The organism is Bradyrhizobium sp. LCT2 (assembly GCF_009931255.1).
In the GTDB taxonomy this organism is placed as follows: Bacteria; Pseudomonadota; Alphaproteobacteria; order Rhizobiales; family Xanthobacteraceae; genus Bradyrhizobium; species Bradyrhizobium diazoefficiens.
Map to the genome: position 1 here is coordinate 6549041 of NZ_CP034432.1, position 16230 is coordinate 6565270.

Annotated in this window: 13 protein-coding genes; 1 reads left to right on the forward strand and 12 read right to left on the reverse strand. The window is 66.1% G+C overall.

Features of this window, described 5'->3' with window-relative positions; translation table 11 throughout:
* Positions 1-25: 25 nt before the first annotated feature.
* From EI171_RS31310 to hydA, 4 genes are read right to left on the reverse strand one after another with little or no spacing between them, the layout of a single operon-like run.
* A complete protein-coding gene (locus EI171_RS31310; protein ID WP_161535610.1) occupies positions 26-1462 on the reverse strand; it encodes an NAD(P)-binding domain-containing protein in 1437 nt (478 codons plus the stop codon).
* Complete coding sequence (locus EI171_RS31315; RefSeq protein WP_060911328.1) at positions 1459-2208, reverse strand: SDR family oxidoreductase; 750 nt, start codon at positions 2206-2208, stop codon at positions 1459-1461. Before EI171_RS31315 ends, EI171_RS31310 begins: the two co-directional genes overlap by 4 nt.
* A 1-nt stretch (position 2209) precedes the next feature.
* Entirely contained in the window at positions 2210-3184 is a 975-nt protein-coding gene (locus EI171_RS31320; protein ID WP_161535611.1) for an NAD(P)-dependent oxidoreductase, read from the reverse strand.
* Positions 3185-3200: 16 nt separating this feature from the next.
* The gene (gene hydA / locus EI171_RS31325; RefSeq protein WP_161535612.1) at positions 3201-4670 is read right to left on the reverse strand and encodes a dihydropyrimidinase; all 1470 of its coding nucleotides are present in this window, start codon (positions 4668-4670) and stop codon (positions 3201-3203) included.
* Positions 4671-4726: 56 nt separating this feature from the next.
* Here hydA and EI171_RS31330 point away from each other — a divergent pair, with 56 nt between their 5' ends.
* A complete protein-coding gene (locus EI171_RS31330; protein WP_161535613.1) occupies positions 4727-5389 on the forward strand; it encodes an aspartate/glutamate racemase family protein in 663 nt (220 codons plus the stop codon).
* Here the strand turns inward: EI171_RS31330 and EI171_RS31335 are convergent.
* The 8 genes from EI171_RS31335 to EI171_RS31370 form a co-directional block, all read right to left on the reverse strand.
* Positions 5386-6054: a flavin reductase family protein gene (locus tag EI171_RS31335; protein WP_202633034.1), complete on the reverse strand. Its 669-nt coding sequence runs from the start codon at positions 6052-6054 to the stop codon at positions 5386-5388. The genes EI171_RS31330 and EI171_RS31335 overlap by 4 nt on opposite strands.
* 5 nt (positions 6055-6059) lie before the next feature.
* The gene (locus EI171_RS31340; protein ID WP_161535615.1) at positions 6060-6992 is read right to left on the reverse strand and encodes an N-carbamoyl-D-amino-acid hydrolase; all 933 of its coding nucleotides are present in this window, start codon (positions 6990-6992) and stop codon (positions 6060-6062) included.
* A 111-nt stretch (positions 6993-7103) separates the two neighbouring features.
* Positions 7104-8786, reverse strand: a complete 1683-nt coding sequence (locus EI171_RS31345) for a long-chain fatty acid--CoA ligase (protein WP_161535616.1) — start codon at positions 8784-8786, stop codon at positions 7104-7106.
* On the reverse strand, positions 8783-10078 hold the full coding sequence (locus EI171_RS31350) for an aspartate aminotransferase family protein (RefSeq protein WP_161535617.1): 1296 nt from the start codon (positions 10076-10078) through the stop codon (positions 8783-8785). Before EI171_RS31350 ends, EI171_RS31345 begins: the two co-directional genes overlap by 4 nt.
* 11 nt (positions 10079-10089) lie before the next feature.
* The gene (locus EI171_RS31355) at positions 10090-11670 is read right to left on the reverse strand and encodes a hydantoinase B/oxoprolinase family protein (protein ID WP_161535618.1); all 1581 of its coding nucleotides are present in this window, start codon (positions 11668-11670) and stop codon (positions 10090-10092) included.
* Positions 11667-13676 (reverse strand): hydantoinase/oxoprolinase family protein, encoded by a 2010-nt coding sequence (locus tag EI171_RS31360; RefSeq protein ID WP_161535619.1) that lies wholly within the window; start codon positions 13674-13676, stop codon positions 11667-11669. Before EI171_RS31360 ends, EI171_RS31355 begins: the two co-directional genes overlap by 4 nt.
* A gap of 409 nt (positions 13677-14085) precedes the next feature.
* Positions 14086-15651, reverse strand: coding sequence for a PLP-dependent aminotransferase family protein (locus tag EI171_RS31365; RefSeq protein ID WP_161537117.1), 1566 nt, complete (start codon positions 15649-15651; stop codon positions 14086-14088).
* A gap of 46 nt (positions 15652-15697) precedes the next feature.
* A complete protein-coding gene (locus tag EI171_RS31370; RefSeq protein ID WP_161535620.1) occupies positions 15698-16228 on the reverse strand; it encodes a flavin reductase in 531 nt (176 codons plus the stop codon).
* Positions 16229-16230: the final 2 nt, after the last annotated feature.

A 16230-nucleotide genomic window follows, 5' to 3' on the forward strand; every position in this document is an offset into this window, starting at 1 on the left:
CTTCGTCGCGGCGGCGCATGGATGATCATCGCAATTCCCCCGTCTTTCGCGCCGGCCGCGTGACCACGGCCTGCGGCACGTCATAGGCGCTGAGCGAAGCCCAGTGCCGCGCGATATCGGCGCGAAACAGGCCGCGCGTCAGGCCGTGCACCAGCTTCGGGACAGCGGTCGTCATCGCGTTGATCGACGAGCCCGACGGACCGAAGCTCATGGTGGAGGCGATGGCGAAGAGATGGATGTCGGAAATCCAGGGCGTCTCGCCCGGCACGCGCTCGGTGAAGGCGTAATCGTCGGCGAGATAGGGAAAGCGGCCGAGCCGTTCGTTGCGCTCGCTCGAAGGCGGCTGATAGCGGTCGGCCCAGGTCGCGATGTTGCCGGCGAATGCAGCGAGCTCGCCGCGCCCGGCAAAGCTCATGTCGATGCCGGTGCCGCAGATGACGAAATCAGCACGGATGGCGCCGCGCGGCGTCTGCAATTCGATGCCTTTGCCCGTCTCCCGGGCCGCCTCGACCGGCGCGCCCTCGTGCAGTGTGAAATTGGCATGACGCGCGCAGCGGTCGTAGGTTGGCTGCGGAAAGCCTTCCCGCATTTCAAGGATGGTGCGCATGAAGCGCCAGCGCCAGGCATCGTCGAGATCGCTGAGATGACGCAGGAAGCCGCGAAAGGTCAGCCACCGATAGGGCTGGATCACCTGGATCTGCGTACGGCGGCACAGCAGATGCACCTCGGCGGCGCCAGCCTCCAGCGCGGTCGCCGCATTGTCGAAGGCGGACGCACCGGCGCCGATTACGGCGACGCGCTTGCCGCGAAGCTTTTCGAAATCGATGTCGTCGGCGACGGTCGCGACCGAACTCGATGGCAGATGGCGGAGCGGTTCCGGGATCATCCAGCCGCCCATCCCCTCCTGCCCCGTCGCCAGCACGATCTTGCGGGCGTAGAGCGTCTCGACCTCTCCTGCCCGTTTCACGCGCGCGGTGAGCAAGCCGTCAGACGCAGGCGCGATCTCCAGGAGTTCGCAAGCGTTGCGCACCGGCAAGCCGACCGTGCGCCGCAGCCACAGCAGATACTCCGCCCAATGGCCGCGTTCGATCAGGCCGAGTTCTTGCCAGCTCTGCTTGCCGAAGCGGGCTTCGTGCCAGGACTGGTAGGTCAGGCTCGGAATGTCGAGGTCGGGACCGGTGTAGTCCTTGGGGCTGCGCAGCGTCGGCATGCGGGCATAAGTGAGCCACGGGCCCTCCTTCCCCTCCTCGGCCTTGTCGAGCAGCAGGATGTTGCTGACGCGGGAGCGCATGAGGCCGAAGCCGATGGCGATGCCGGATTGGCCGGCGCCGACGACGAGCACGTCCAGCGCCGGTTTGCCGTCAGGCCCGATCTTCGGCTCAAGCCATGCCGCGCCCGGATGCGCGATCATGGCGAGATCAGCGCGAACGTCCGCTTCAAGCTCGGTCAGTGCGTCACTCATGCCGCGAGCCAGCCTCCGTCAACGACCATCACGGTGCCCGTCGTGAACGAGGACGCATCGCTGGCGAGATGCAGCGCCGTCTGCGCGATCTCGTCTGCGTGGCCGAACCGCTTCATGGCGTGGCGGTTGCGGGAGGCTTCGCGCACCTCGTCCGAATTGGCGTGACGGGCGAAGCTGCGGCGGAGCATCGGCGTGTCGATCGCGCCTGGCGCGATGGCGTTGACGCGGATGCCGTCGGTGGCGAAATCCACCGCCATCGTCCGCGTGAGACTCACGATCGCGCCCTTGGCGGCGATATAGGCGCTGTTGCCCTTGCCGCCGGCGATGGCGAGCTGCGATGCCAGCGTGATGATCGAGCCGCTGTTCTGCCGCTGCATGTGAGGCACCGCGGCCCGCGCCCACAGCCAGGTGCCGCCGACATTGGCGCGGAACACCGCGTCCCAGTCGTCCGGGCTCGTCGTCAGCACCGTGCCGCCGCAGGAGAAGCCGGCAGCGGTCATGAGGATATCGAGCCGGCCGTGGCGCGCCACGACATCGCCGGCAACAGTCTCGGCCAATGCGGCATCGCCGACGTCCCCGACATGCACCGTTGCCTCGCTCACGAGGCCCAGCGTTTCCTGAAGACCCGCGGCATCGCGATCGACCAGCGCGAGACGCGCGCCCTCCGCCGCGAACAGCTTCGCGCTGGCCCGGCCGATGCCCGAGCCCGCTCCGGTGATGATGGCCGTGCGCCCCTGCAGCCGCATGTCAGATCCCTTCCTTGTGCTGCATCCACCAGGCGCTCATCGCTGCGGCCGACTCCACGCAGCCGAACCGGGCGCGCCAGCCGAACTCATCGGCCATCCGCTTTACCGACATCGGCGCACGATCCCCGCCGTGGAGCTTGATGAAGGTCTTCTCTCCGGGTGACGCGAGCCGGCACTCCAGCCCGGGATGAAGGGCTGCGAACGCCTCACCCCATTGCAGCGCAGACCAGGCCGCGCCGCTTGAGATATTGTAGAGCCGATGGCGCGGCCGCTCGGCTTCGATCAGCACCGCCACCGCTTCGGCGGCGTCGGGCGCGTAGGTCCAATCCTTGATGCCTGGCGCAGGGAGAAGGGCCGGTTCGCCGCGGGCGAACGCAGCAAGGATCTGGAACTGGAGGCTGGGCGTATCGCGCACCTTCCCGATCTGCTCCCACGGACCGAACACGGCGCTTAACCGCACACTCAGAAAATCGCCTCCCCACAACTCGGCAAGCCGCGCCACGGATCTCTCTGACGTGAATTTGCTGATCGCGTAAAATGAGACGGGATCGCACGGCGTCTCCTCGTCCAGTACCGGATAGCGTTGCCCCGCGGCACCATAGGCGGACGCAGAGGAGAGATTGATCACGCGCCGAACGCCACGGCGGATCGCAGCGCTCAGGATCGGCATCTGAGCCATCACATTGATCTCGAGGATGCTCGAGGTCGTGGTCCGCTCGAGCTGGTCCCCGGCGGTTATGGCAGCGCCAAGGATGATCGCATCAAAGCCTTGCTTTACCAGCGCGTCGATCCTCTCGATGTCCGTGATCTCGCCCTGAATAATCGAGAGCCGCTCCCGGTGGTCAGCAAAGAACCGCTCCGCGCCAGCCGGAAGTTGCTTACGATCATACAGCGTCACCTCATGGCCGCGCGCAAGCAACACCTCGGTAACATTGAGGCCGACAAAGCCGGTGCCGCCGAAGATGACGATCTTCATCGCGCGCGATCCACCATCACAGCAACTTTGCTCCGAAGTTCCGTTCCGGATCCATGTCGGCCACGAGGCGCCCCGTCGGCTTCGCCGCCTCGCCGCCGCTGCGCGCCAGGAATTTTCCGCTGCCGGCGCTCGCAAGACACTTATTGCCGTCGACGATCACGCGGCCGCGCGACAGCACCGACACCGGCCAGCCCTTCACCTTGCGGCCTGCGAACGGCGTGTAGCCGGCGAGATCATGCATCATCTCGTCGGCGATCACGGTCTCGCGATTGGGATCCCAGATCGCGATATCGGCGTCAGCGCCGACCACGATCGAGCCCTTGCGCGGATGCAGATTGTAGATCTTTGCCGGCGCGGTCGCAGTCAGCTCCACGAATTTTTCGAGGCCGAGCCGGCCCTTCGACACCATCGCGTCGAACAAGAGCGGCAGCCGCAGCTCCAGCCCCGGCAGGCCGTTGGCGACCTGCTTGAAGTTTGGATTGGGGCCGGCGCGCAGCTTGCCTGTCTCGTCAAATCGATACGGCGCGTGATCCGACGAGATGGTCTGGAGATCGCCGAGCGACAGCGCCTGCCACAGCGCCTCCTGGTCGGCATGCGTGCGCGGCGGCGGGCTGCACATCCATTTGGCGCCGTCCGCACCGGGCTTGTCGAGATCGGCAGCCGTCAGGAACAGATATTGCGGACAGGTCTCGGCAAAGACTTTCAGCCCCTGCCCGCGCGAGTCGCGGATCACCTTGGCGCCTTCGGCGGTGGAGACATGGAAGATCATGATCGGCTGGTCGATCAGCGCCGCCATGCCGATCAACCGGGTGAAGGCCTCGGCCTCCGACACACGGGCGTGGCTGACGGCGTGGTATTTCGGCAGCGTGTAGCCGCGCGCGAGCAGGCGCTTCACCATCCAGGCGATGATGCCGTGGTTTTCGGCGTGCGCGCACAGCATCGCGCCGGACTGGCGCGCGGCAAGGAGGATGTCGAGCAGCGGCTCGTCGTCGACCTTGAGCCGGTCGTAGGTCATGAAGATCTTGATCGACGCATGCCCCTGCTTTACCAGCGCCGGGATGTGCTCCTCGACCGTCTCCCTGGTCGCGTCCGCAATGATCATGTGGAAGGCGTAGTCGATCACCGCGCCCTTCTTCGCCAGCGCGTGATAGTCCTCGACCACCTGCGGCAGCTTCATGCCGACATGCTGGGCGGCGAACGGGATCACCGTGGTGGTGCCGCCGAACGCCGCGGACACGGTCGCGCTCTCGAACGTATCGGCATTCATGATGCCGGCGGCGGACAATTGCTCGATATGGGCGTGGCTGTCGACGCCGCCCGGCAGCACCAGCTTGCCGCGCGCGTCGATCTCGCGCCTGGCCGCCGGAAGGCCGCGGCCGACGGCTGCGATGGTTTCGCCGGAGATGGCGACGTCGGCCTCGAAGACGTCAGTCGTGGTCGCGACGCGGCCGCCGCGAATGATCAGGTCGTAGGTGGGTTCAGTCATGAGGCACTCCGTGATAGGCTCAACGCACGTGATCGCAATTTCTTGGAAAGACCATCATGCCCCGGCCGCGCATTCTCGTCATCAATCCGAACTCCAATCCCACCGTCACGCAGGGGCTGGAGGATGCCTTGAGGCCGCTCGATTTCGAGGGCGGACCGGAAGTAATTTGCCGGACGCTGGCGGAAGGTCCGTTCGGCATTGAAAGCCAGGCCGACGTCGACAGCGTCGCGATGCCGCTGCGCCGGCTGGTCGAAAGCGACAACAGCTCCGCCGCCTTCGTCATCGCCTGCTACAGCGATCCCGGGCTTCAGGTCTGCCGCGAGGGCACCAACCGCCCGGTGTTCGGCATCGCCGAGTGCGGCGTGCTGACGGCGCTGGCGCGCGCCGAAACCTTTGGCGTCATCGCCATCGCCCAGCGCTCGATCCCGCGGCACATGCGCTATCTCAGGCAGATGGGATTGACCGACCGCCTCGCCGGCGAACGGCCGCTCAACATGAGCGTTGCGGAAACCGCCTCGGGCGAAGGCACGCTGGCCAAGATGATCGACATCGGCCGCGCGCTGCGCGACGAGGACGGCGCCCGCGCCATCGTGATGGGCTGCGCCGGCATGGCGCGCCATCGCCGCTCGCTGGAAGACGCCCTTCGTATTCCCGTGATCGACCCGACACAGGCGGCCGTCACCATGGCGCTCGGAGCGGTGCAGTTCTCGGCTCACTAGGCGTCCTTCAGCTCTTTGGCGTCCTGCCGCGCGCGCCATTGCGCGTGGCTCTCGCGGACCAGTGCGAACGTGTCCCGCTGCGTCGTGTAGAGATTGCCGAACATGCGGCCGATCGGCCGGTAGGCGTCGAGATCGACATACATGTTGGCCTCATCGACGAGGCCCTCGCGGGCGTGAACCCTGAGCACCTCGCCGACCAGTAGCTCGCGATCCGGCGAGAAATTCAGCACGACATGGCGCCGGCATTCCAACGCAAAGGGCGCCGCCGCGAGGCGCGGCACCTTCACGTCGACTGAGGGCAGCGTGGCAAGCCCCGTCGCCGCAACCTCACTGTCACCGGACGGAAAATCGACCGCGCAGTCGTTCATTGCCCCCGACAGCGCCTCATCCACCATGTGAACGACGAACTCGCCGTCGCGATGGATGTTGCGGGTCGTGTCCTTCGGCGAGTGATCCGGCTTGTGCTGGAGCCCGAGCACGATCAGCGCGGGGCTTTCGGAGAAAACGTTGAAGAAGCTGAACGGCGCGGCATTGACCGCCCCGTTCTCGTCCAGCGTCGTCACCAGCGCGATCGGCCGCGGCACCACCACGCCGCAGAGCAGCTTGTAGCGGTCGCGCGGATCGAGCTCGGCTAAGGGAATGCCTGATGTGCCCTTGTCGGCCATCGGCGTCACTTTTCCGGCGGCGGCACCGCGCCGGTTTGGCTGGTGATCAGGCCGTAATGCTCGATGCGGCGGTGCCGGGCGAAATCGAAGATCGTGGTCTTGCCGAAGGTGGTGGCATCGAGGTCGCAAGCGTGGACCAGAACCTCGTCGTCGTCAGTCCTGGCCTCGGCGACGATCTCGCCGTTGGGGTCGACGATCAGGCTGCCGCCAAACAGCGGGTGGCCATCCTCATTGCCGGCCTTGGCCACTGCGACGACCCAGATTGCATTCTGATAGGCGCCGGCCTGCACGGAGAGGCGATTGTGAAACAGGCGCTTCTCGACGCCCTCCTCGCTCTTCTCCGCATTGACGGACGGCGTGTTGTAGCCGATCAGCACCATCTCGACGCCCTGCAAGCCCATGACGCGATAGGTCTCGGGCCAGCGCCGGTCGTTGCAGATGGCCATGCCGATGATGCCGCCCAGCTCGCGCCAGACCTTGAAGCCGAGGTCACCCGGCTCGAAATAGCGCTTCTCCAGGTGCTGGTGCGAACGCTTGGTGTCGTATTCCACATGGCCCGGCAGATGGATCTTGCGATATTTGCCGACGATCCTGCCGGACTTGTCGGTGAGGATGGCGGTATTGAAGTGATGGCCGTCCGGCGTCAGCTCCGCATAGCCGAAATTCATGGCCATCTGATGCTGCGCCGCGCGCTCGAACAGCGGTTTCGTCGCCGCACTCGGCATCTCGCGCTCGAACCAGTTGTCGAACTCGGCCCGGTCCTCCACGTACCAGCGCGGAAAAAACGTCGTCAGCGCCAGCTCCGGATAGACGATCAGATCGGCGCCTTTTGCTTTCGCCTCGTCCATCAGCGCGATCATGCGCTTGACCACGGCCTCGCGGCTGTCGGCTTTCTGAATCGGGCCCATCTGGGCGGCGGCAACATTGACAATACGCATAAGCGGGTTCCTGGTGACCTCTTGGACGAAGCTGAACATCGCAGCCTCAACGATTTGCCGGCGCCGGCAGCATAGCGCAGCCGCGTCCGGAATTTCCAGCCGGGCGCCTTCTCATGCGGTCCGCCCCCATTCGGCGTCCTGCAGCAGTCGCCAGTTGATCTTGTTGCTCGCGGTCCGCGGCAAATGATCGACGAAGATAACGGCGCGCGGCGCCTTGTAGCTCGCCATGACGCCGCGCGCCCAGCCGATGATATCGTCCGCCGACGTCGTCGCGCGCATCGCCTCGTCCAGCACCACCAGGGCCTTGACGGTCTCGCCGCGATAATCGTCCGGCGCCGAGACGATACAGCACTCCCGGATGGCGCGGTTCTGGTACATGGCCGCCTCCACCTCGGCCGGCCACACCTTGAAGCCGCTGACATTGATCATCCGCTTGAGGCGGTCCACCGCAAAGAAATAGCCGTCAGCATCGCGATAACCGAGATCGCCCGTGCGCAGGAACCGTTTGCCTGAGAGTTCGATGAAGGATTCAGCATTGGCCTGGGGGCGGTTCCAGTAGCCTTGCAGCACCTGCGGCCCGTGCACGACGATCTCACCGACGACGTTGTCGTCCAGCTCGATCAGGCTCTCGGGATCGACGATCCGCGCGTCGGTCTCCTGCACGGCGATGCCGAGACACTGCCGCTTCGGCGCCGCCATCGGATTGAGGTGCGTCGGTGACATGGTCTCGGTCATGCCGTAGCCTTCGACGAAATCGAGACCGAAGCGTCCCTTCAGCCGCTCGGCCACCGCCGTCGGCATCGCCGCGCCGCCACCGGTCAGCACCTTCAGCTTCGCAAAACACCGGTCGCGGAATCGGACGCTTGCGAGCACGTCGACGATCATGGTCGGTGCCGCGTTCCAGAACGTCACGCCATAGGTTTCGAACAGGTCCGGCAGCAGATCCTTGTCCCAGCGCGCCATCAACAGCAGCGTGGCGCGGGCGACGATCGCGGCATTCATCGAACCCTGCATGCCCGCGACGTGGAACAGCGGCATGAATCCAGTCATCACGTCGCCGCCGTCGAGCCCGTACCAGCGCGCCTGCAAGGCCGCGGTGAACAGCGCGCTGCGATGACTGTGCATGCAGGCCTTGGGCTTGCCTGTCGTTCCCGACGTGTAGGGCAGGATCATGAGGTCGTCCGGCCCGGCGGCCATCGCACCCGGCCGCAAGCCTTGCGCGATCGCGGACGACCAAGAGTGCCAGCCCGGCGACGACGGCATCTCCGACGGCGCTTCGGTCACGCAGGACGGCAGCGTATAGGGCGTGGCGACCGGAACCTCGTCGCGATACTGCGCGACGATTGCATACGCAATGGCATCCCCGACCAGCGGAGCAAACACATCGCTCAGTTCGCTGCCGATGATCGCGACCTTGGCGCCGCTGTCCGCGGCGAGATACGCCATCTCGGCGGTCTTGTTCATGGGATTGACCGGCACGATCACGGCGTCCGCCCGCATCACCGCATAATAGGCGATGACATATTGCGGCGAGTTCTGCAGCGCGATCATGACGCGGTCGCCGCGCTTGATGCCGCAAGCGTCTTGCAGGAAACCCGCCAGGGCATCGACGCGCTCGCGCAGCTCGGCGTAGCTCAGGCTTGCACCGTAAAACACCGTCGCCGGATGCGACGGCCGGTCGTTCGCCGCACGTGCCAGCGCGTCGTACAGCGTCCGTTCCGGCATCGCGAGATGCCAGGGCTCATCCACCGGCCAGGCCGGCGAGCGACGGGATGCTGCGTGATCTATACTCACCCGTGCTCCTCGTCCGCGACGTCGAGACCGTGGTCGAGCGCATCCAGAAGCTGCTCAGCTTCGCGCTCGGAGATCACGAGTGGCGGCGCCAGGAACAGCGAAGTCTGCTCGCCGCTGGTGCCGATCACGGCACCGGCCTCCAGCGCCCGCTCCGCCACGCGCGAGGCGATCGGCACCTCCGTGGTGTCGGCATGCCAGGTGCGCCAGTCCGGCCCGTGCAGCTCGACCGTCCAGTGCAGCCCCTGCCCCGCGACGCGCTGCACGCTCGGATGCTTTTGCGCGATCTCGAGGAGGCGGCGGGTGAACAGCCTTTCGAGCTCTTGGACATGCTCCAGAATCTTGTCGTCGCTGACGACCTTCAGATAGGCGCTGACGGCCGCCATGCTGATCGGATGGCCGCGCAGCGTGCCATAGTTCTGCCAGCTCGTGCCCTTGAGCCGCTCGACGATGTCCTTGGACACCACGACCGCGGCCACCGCCGCCGCACCGCCGCCGAGCGACTTTCCGAGCGTCACGATATCGGGGCGGCTCTCCGCGCCCTGAAACGCGAACCAGCGGCCCGCGCGACCTGCGCCGGTGACGACCTCGTCCGCGATCCAGTACGAGCCCGCCTGCCGCGCGCGGCGCGCCACCTCGTCTTGATAGGCGCCGTCGTAGTAGATGCCGCCTTGGGTGTAGTCGATGATCGTCGCCGCCGTGTCAGAGAGCAGGCGCGTGGCATCCGCCAGATATTCGCTAGGCGGCGTATTATTGGCCGGTGCGCCGTAGATCGCGCCATTCGGTGCCGGCAAAATCCGTACTGGCGCCATCGGCGCCGGGAGCTGCGAGCCGCCCGAGTGCACCGCAAGCCCGCCATGCCATTGCGGCTGCACCGTCATGCTGCGCGACAGGCCGGTGATGCCATGATAGGCGCGCTCGCGCGTCGCCAATGCAGAGCGCTGCGTCAGCGCCTGGCAGAGCGAAAGCGCCATGTCGTTGGCCTCGCTGCCGCTGATGCAGAAGCGGACCGCACCGACCCAATCCTCTTCGCCCCCGAACGCGGTAGCCATCAGGTCGTCCGCGGCCTGCTCGCGACCGACCCAGGTCCACCCCTCATTCACGACCGGCGTATCGGCCGCACGGCGGATCGCCTCCACCATCGCGGGATGACGATGCCCGAGGCCGCCGCCGGTGTTGCTGCCGTCGATGAGGCGGCGGCCGTCGGACAGGTGAAAGTAGACGCCCTCGCCGCCGACCACGGCCATCGGCGCGGCCTCGCCCGCATTCAGTCCGGTTCGCAACAATCTGCTCATCGCGGGTCCCCTCACTCCGCAGCCGCGGCGCCGTAGCCACCGCCGCCGCACATCTCGATCGTGACGAGATCGTCTTGCTGCAGCACCAGATTTGATTTGCCGTCGATCGCAACATGCGCCCCCTGCCGGATCAGCGAGATACGGCAGGTCTTGCCGGCCTCGCCGCCCTGCATGCCGAATGGCGGAATCACCATGCGCTCGATGCAAGTCGTGAGATGCATCGCCGGCGCCAGGATGCGATAGGTACGGACGGAACCGTCACCGCCGGGATAGGCACCCGCGCCGCCGGAATGCCGGCGAATGGCCTGCTGCTCCAGGCGGATCGCGTAGCTCGCCTCGATGACCTCGACCGGCGTGTTCGAGGTGTTGGAGAGATGCACCCGGGTTGCCGACATGCCGGCGCGATTGTGCCGGGCGCCCTCGCCGCCGCCATGGACCTCGTAGAGCATCTTCCATGAACCGTTCGGTCGCGGTTCGGCAAAGAACAGGACGCCCGCGGTGGTGGCTCCACCGGCCGACAGCCGCTCAGGAATGGTGTCCTGCATCGCACGGAAGATCGCATCGACGATGCGCATGGACGTCTCGTGGTTGCCGGCAGCGACCGAAGCCATCCAGCCCGGCTCCAGGATCGAGCCCGGGCGCGTGATGATGGTCAGAGGCCGGAGCGCGCCCGCGTTCTGGTTCATGTCGCGCCCGCTCATGATGCGCGCGGCGTAGGCGACGGCCGAGCGCGCCATGAAAGGCGTCGTGTTGCAGAAGTTCGAAACGCGGTCGCAGCTTCCGGAGAGGTCGAAGGTCGCCTCGTCGCCGCGAATCGTGATCTTGACGTGAATGCGCGCGGGCGCGTTGTTCTCGCTGCCGTCGTCGAGATAATCCTCGCCTTCGTAGACGCCATCCGGCAGCGCGCGCAGCGCCTCGCGCATCTCGATCTCGGAGAGATCGTGCAGGCGCGACTGCGTTGCCGTGAAAACCGCCTTGCCGTGCTCGCGGCAGAGCTCGACGATGCGCTTCTCGCCGGCCTTGGTCGCCGCGATCTGGGCCAAAAGATCGCCCTCGCAGGACTCGGGGTCGCGGACGTTGGCCTTGAGCAGTTGCACGATCGGCGTATTGACGCCGGCTGAGGTTGCGATCAGCACCGGCGGAATCCGCATCGCCTCCTGGAACGTATCGATGGCCTTGGCGAAATAGCTGCCGGGCCAGGTGCCGCCGATATCCGGCCAATGCGCGAGGCTGACCGCGAAGGCGACGATCTCGCCGTCGACGAAGACAGGACGCACGACCTTCACGTCGTTGAGATGGTTGCCGCCGAGCGCGCCGACATTGTAGATCACCACGTCGCCGTCATTCAGGCTATCGCGCGGCATCACCTTCAGCAATTCGGGGATGGTGTAGGCCATCGCGCCGAGATGGATCGGGATGTCGCGGCCCTGCCCGACGAGGCCACCGTGGCCGTCGGTGATCGCCGACGAGAGGTCACCGGCCTCGCGCAGCAGCGGCGAGCGCGCCGAGCGCGTCATAACAAGGCTCATCTCCTCGGCCGCCGCCGAAAGCCCGTGCCTGATGACCTCGACGACGAACGGATCGAGCTTCATGTGCCCCTCCGCGTCAGGAACAGGTTGTCGGCGGCGTCGGGCTTTGCCTGCCAGCCAGGCGGCACCACCACCGTTGACCATGCGTCTTCGATGATGGCGGGACCGTTGACGGTTTCCGTCAGCGCGGCGCGGTCGATGATTGCTGCCGCGATCTCGTGGAAGCCGTCGAACGAGCAGGTGCGCGTACCTGAGGACACGGCCCTCACCGCTGTCGCCGGCCGACTGACGACGGTCGTCGACGGGCGGCGCGCCTGCACCCGCACGGATTCGATGACGCAGCTCTCCTTCGTCGCATAGCCGAAGAGCTCGTGATGCCGCGCCAGAAAATCCTTCTTGAGCCCAGCCACGTCGAGCGGCAGTGCGAACGGCACCGGAATGGCGTCGTTCTGCGCCGCATAGCGCATCAAGGCCACCAGCTCGACCTGGATCTCTGCCCTGGCGACACCGTTGGCAATCAGCGGCGCCGAGGCATCATCAATCAACGTCCCGATCCGCTCCGACACGCGCGCCAAGTCGATCCCTTCAAGCGCCGCGCGCAGCGTCTGCTGCTGGAGGAAGCTGAAATCGGCGGTAAGACAGCCCAGCGCCGAGAACGCACTCGATGCGCTCGGCACGACGACCGCTGCAATCCCGTAGAGATCGGCAAGACCCGCGGCATGCATCGGTCCGCCGCCGCCGAAGGCGAGCAGCGTGCAATCGCGTCCGTCGATGCCGCGTTCGACCGTGACGCGCCGGAGCGCCCGAGCCATCGTGGCGTTCGCGACCTTGATGATGCCGAGCGCCGTTTCGGTCAGGCTCAGCCCCAATGCCTGCGCGATCGGCGCGATGACGCGCTTGGCGGATTCGATGTCGATGCCGATGCGATCGCCAAGCTTGGTCTCGGGATTGAGATAGCCGAGCACGGCGTTGGCGTCGGTGATGGTGGGCTCGGTTCCGCCGCGGCCGTAGCAGGCCGGCCCCGGCTCGGAGCCGGCGCTCTCCGGCCCGACCGTCAGGCCGCCCGGACCGTTGCGCACGATCGATCCGCCGCCGGCACCGATGGAATGAACCGCGAGCATCGGTTGGCGCAGCGGCTTGTCGCCGAGCATGCGGCCGTCGGTCATCTCGGCCTGGCCGTCCACGATCAGGCACACGTCGGTCGTGGTGCCGCCCATGTCGAAGGTCAGCATGCGCGACGTGCCGAGCTGGCGCGCGATACTGACCGAGGCCGAGACGCCGGCTGCAGGACCCGACATCGCCATCACGAGCGGCCGCCGCTTCACCGCCGAGATCGGGATCATGGCGCCGGCCGAATGAAACACCTGCAGGCCGGCTCCAATCGGCAGCCGCTGCTCCAGCTCGCTGAGATATTCCACCGCGATCGGCATCGCGGCCGCGTTGAACACGGTTGCCGAAGTCCGCTCATATTCGCGGGCCTCCGGATTGATCTCGTGCGACAGCGAGACGTGGGCGACGACGTCCTTGAGCCGCTCGCCGAGAATCTTTTCATGCACCGGATTGGCGTAGGCGTGCAGCAAGGCCACCGCGACGCTCTGAACGCCGGTCTGCTTGAGCCAGGCCACCAGACGCTCGATCTCGGCGTCCTCAAGCGCCTTCAGCACCCTGCCTTCGTGATCGAGGCGCTCGGCGAGTCCAAAGCATCGTTCGGGCGGCACCAGAGGCGGCGATTTCGGGGGAATGTCGAGCCGATAGAGATCGCGGCGGCGATAGCGCGCGATCTCGAGCACATCGGCAAAGCCTTCGGTCGCGACCAGCGCAACCTTCGGCAGCCGGCCCTCGACGATGGCGTTGGTCACGCGGGTGGTGCCGTGGACGAAGCGCTTGACCTCGCTCTTGCGCAGGCCGACGGCCTCGATGGCCTCAAGCATCGCCTGAACGGGCGCCTGCGGGCGCGACGGCACCTTCGCAATCCGCGCCTCCGCGGAGTCGCGCCGGATCGCGATGATATCGGTGAAGGTGCCGCCGATATCGGTGCCGACTTCCCAGTGATGTTCGGAAGAGCTCATGTGCAGGGATCAGCTACGCGTGACGTCCGAACCGGACGCCGGATCCTTGCCGTTCATCGCAACGTCCAATGCCGAAACCAGAGCGCTCATCATGCATCCCTTGTCATGCCACCGACCGAGAGCGTGCGACAGAGCGATGGGCACGGGATAGGGCCAGAGTTGTCGCAAACCACTAGACCAGCGCGCGACCGGCGCCGTGCGCCACGCCACCTGCTGCACGTTTTGGTGCAGTCGTGCCCGCAGAGAGAGCACGCGAACACGGGCCGGCTCACGCGAAAAACGTGCAGCGCACCACGGAATTCTCCGGGCAAATCGCAACTCCTGCTGCGCTGCAATCCGAACGTCTGAAATCGTCTGTCTAATTTGCAGGCGATCGAACGGCGCTGCGGGATCGTCGGGTGCCTATGAGCTATGCACCACGATCGGCTCTGCCTCTCTTTATTGTACGAACAGTACGAGACGATATTGCCGGATCGGATGATGCATTGCGGGAGCCGCTGCCGATGCAAGCCGCGATTCTCGCAAGCAGCGGAGATGCATCCTCGACGCGCAGCCGCCCGTATCCGAACACCAGGCCTTGCAACGTCGGCTGCTCCAGAAAATTCTGCGACAGCGGCTGCACATGGATGCCGGCCTGCTTCAGGCTTGCAGCCGCTTCGCGGTCGCTCATCCGCGCCCGCATCGCCTCGGTGAACAGCGCCACCAGATGCAGTCCCGTCACCGCCGCGGACACGGTCATATCGTCAGGCATCAGCGTGGCGATCGCATCGATCAGCGCCCTGCGCCTGGTGGCATAGGCCCGGCGCATCCCGCGCAGGTGCCGCAGCAGATGCCCCTCCCGCATGAATTCGGCGAGCGCGAGCTGACCGACGCCGGAAGTATGGACGTCGATCCGCGCGCGGCCCTTGGAGAAGCCATCGATGAAATGCCTGTTGGCGACGATGTAGCCGAGCCGCAGGTTCGGCATCATGATCTTCGAGAAGGTGCCGAAATAGATCACCCGCCCCTCGCGATCGAGCGAACGCAAGGAGGCGATCATGCTGTCCTGGTGCCTGAACTCCGAATTGTAGTCGTCCTCGATCACCCAGACATCGTTCTTGTTGGCCCAGTCGAGCAGCTCGAGACGCCGCTCCAGGCCCATGCTGACGCCGAGCGGATATTGATGCGACGGCGTGACCACGATCAGCCGGGCACCCGGCGCGCGTCGAATCCCTTCCGAGACCACCAGCCCCTTGTCGTCGACCGGAACCGGAACGAGCTTTGCGCCGGCCGCCGTGAGCGCCCACCGGGCCTCGACAAAGCCGGGCTCCTCGACCCAGACCTCGTCGCCGGGATCGAGGATCATCCGGCTACAGAAATCGAGCGCCCCCGATGTGCCTGACGTGACGACGACCTCCTCCGGCGCGCAGACCAGCCCGCGCACCGAGCCGAGGAAATTTGCGATCTCGCTGCGCAGGCGCGGATGGCCTTCGGGAGGGAGATCGAGGCACTCCTGCTCCCTCGGATTTTGCCAGGTCTGGCGCAGCAGGCGCGACCAGTCCTTGAAGGGAAACGTCGAGATATCAGGTGCGCCGGGACTGAACTCCGACGGCCAGTTGGTCTCGTAGTCGAACGCCAGCAGTGATTGCCAGCGCTTCGACATATGGGCGGGCACGGCCGCGGGCGACGCCACCGACGGCGGCTCCGCGTGCGGTGTTGCGACTGACGCCACCATGACGCTGCCGCGCGGGGTCGATTCAAGATAGCCCTCGGCGTAGAGCAGATCCCACGCGGTCAACACCACCGTGCGCGAGCAGCCCAGCTCCCGCGCGATCTCCCGCGAACCCAGAAATTGCGTTCCGGCCGGAAAGACGCCGCGCAGAATGCAGCCCCGGATGTGGGCCGCGATCTGCAAGTGCAGCGGCACAGCCGACGTCCGGTCGATGTGCATCCCGGCGAGAGATACGCGCTTGTTCGGTTGACGGCTCTTGTCCATCGCGCAGAGGTGATTGTTGGAACGGCCGGCGATCGCCAGCCTCACCTCAGGATGCGTCAAGAGCGGATTCGGGTCCAGCCTCGGCTGGATCGGTCACCCCGACCGTGTGGTAGGCGCGGCCGAAATAGATCAGATTGTCGGTGCAACCGAATCTCTGCAGGGCCACGACGCGGCAGAACAGCACGTCATGCGTACCGACATTGACGGTATCGGCAATCCGGCAGTCGAACGCGGCGGAACAGTCGGCCAGCACCGGCGCACCGGTTGCGAGCGTCGACCACGCGGCCGCGGCAAACCGTTCCTCGGCGGGCACCTTGCCGCCGAACAGCCGGGAGAGCGGCTCATGCCGGGCCGAGAGCACGTTGACGCACACCACCTCGTTGCGAGTCACGCTGGAGTAGGCCGAGGACGCGCGGTTGATGCAGACAAGAAGCGTCGGCGGATCGTCGGTAACGCTGCAAATGGCGGATGCGGTAAATCCGGCGCGACCCGCGCTGCCGTCTGTGGTCACGATGTTGACGGCCGCGCCGAGACAGGCCATCGCATCGCGGTAGTCCTGTGGGGCCACGTCCTGCATCG

Bases quoted from the DNA above. Each gene is read 5' to 3' on its own strand.
- EI171_RS31310 (WP_161535610.1), bottom strand. From the start codon at position 1,462: ATGAGTGACGCACTGACCGAGCTTGAAGCGGACGTTCGCGCTGATCTC.
- EI171_RS31315 (WP_060911328.1), bottom strand. From the start codon at position 2,208: ATGCGGCTGCAGGGGCGCACGGCCATCATCACCGGAGCGGGCTCGGGC.
- EI171_RS31320 (WP_161535611.1), bottom strand. From the start codon at position 3,184: ATGAAGATCGTCATCTTCGGCGGCACCGGCTTTGTCGGCCTCAATGTT.
- hydA (WP_161535612.1), bottom strand. From the start codon at position 4,670: ATGACTGAACCCACCTACGACCTGATCATTCGCGGCGGCCGCGTCGCG.
- EI171_RS31330 (WP_161535613.1), top strand. From the start codon at position 4,727: ATGCCCCGGCCGCGCATTCTCGTCATCAATCCGAACTCCAATCCCACC.
- EI171_RS31335 (WP_202633034.1), bottom strand. From the start codon at position 6,054: ATGGCCGACAAGGGCACATCAGGCATTCCCTTAGCCGAGCTCGATCCG.
- EI171_RS31340 (WP_161535615.1), bottom strand. From the start codon at position 6,992: ATGCGTATTGTCAATGTTGCCGCCGCCCAGATGGGCCCGATTCAGAAA.
- EI171_RS31350 (WP_161535617.1), bottom strand. From the start codon at position 10,078: ATGAGCAGATTGTTGCGAACCGGACTGAATGCGGGCGAGGCCGCGCCG.
- EI171_RS31355 (WP_161535618.1), bottom strand. From the start codon at position 11,670: ATGAAGCTCGATCCGTTCGTCGTCGAGGTCATCAGGCACGGGCTTTCG.
- EI171_RS31360 (WP_161535619.1), bottom strand. From the start codon at position 13,676: ATGAGCTCTTCCGAACATCACTGGGAAGTCGGCACCGATATCGGCGGC.
- EI171_RS31365 (WP_161537117.1), bottom strand. From the start codon at position 15,651: ATGGACAAGAGCCGTCAACCGAACAAGCGCGTATCTCTCGCCGGGATG.
- EI171_RS31370 (WP_161535620.1), bottom strand. From the start codon at position 16,228: ATGCAGGACGTGGCCCCACAGGACTACCGCGATGCGATGGCCTGTCTC.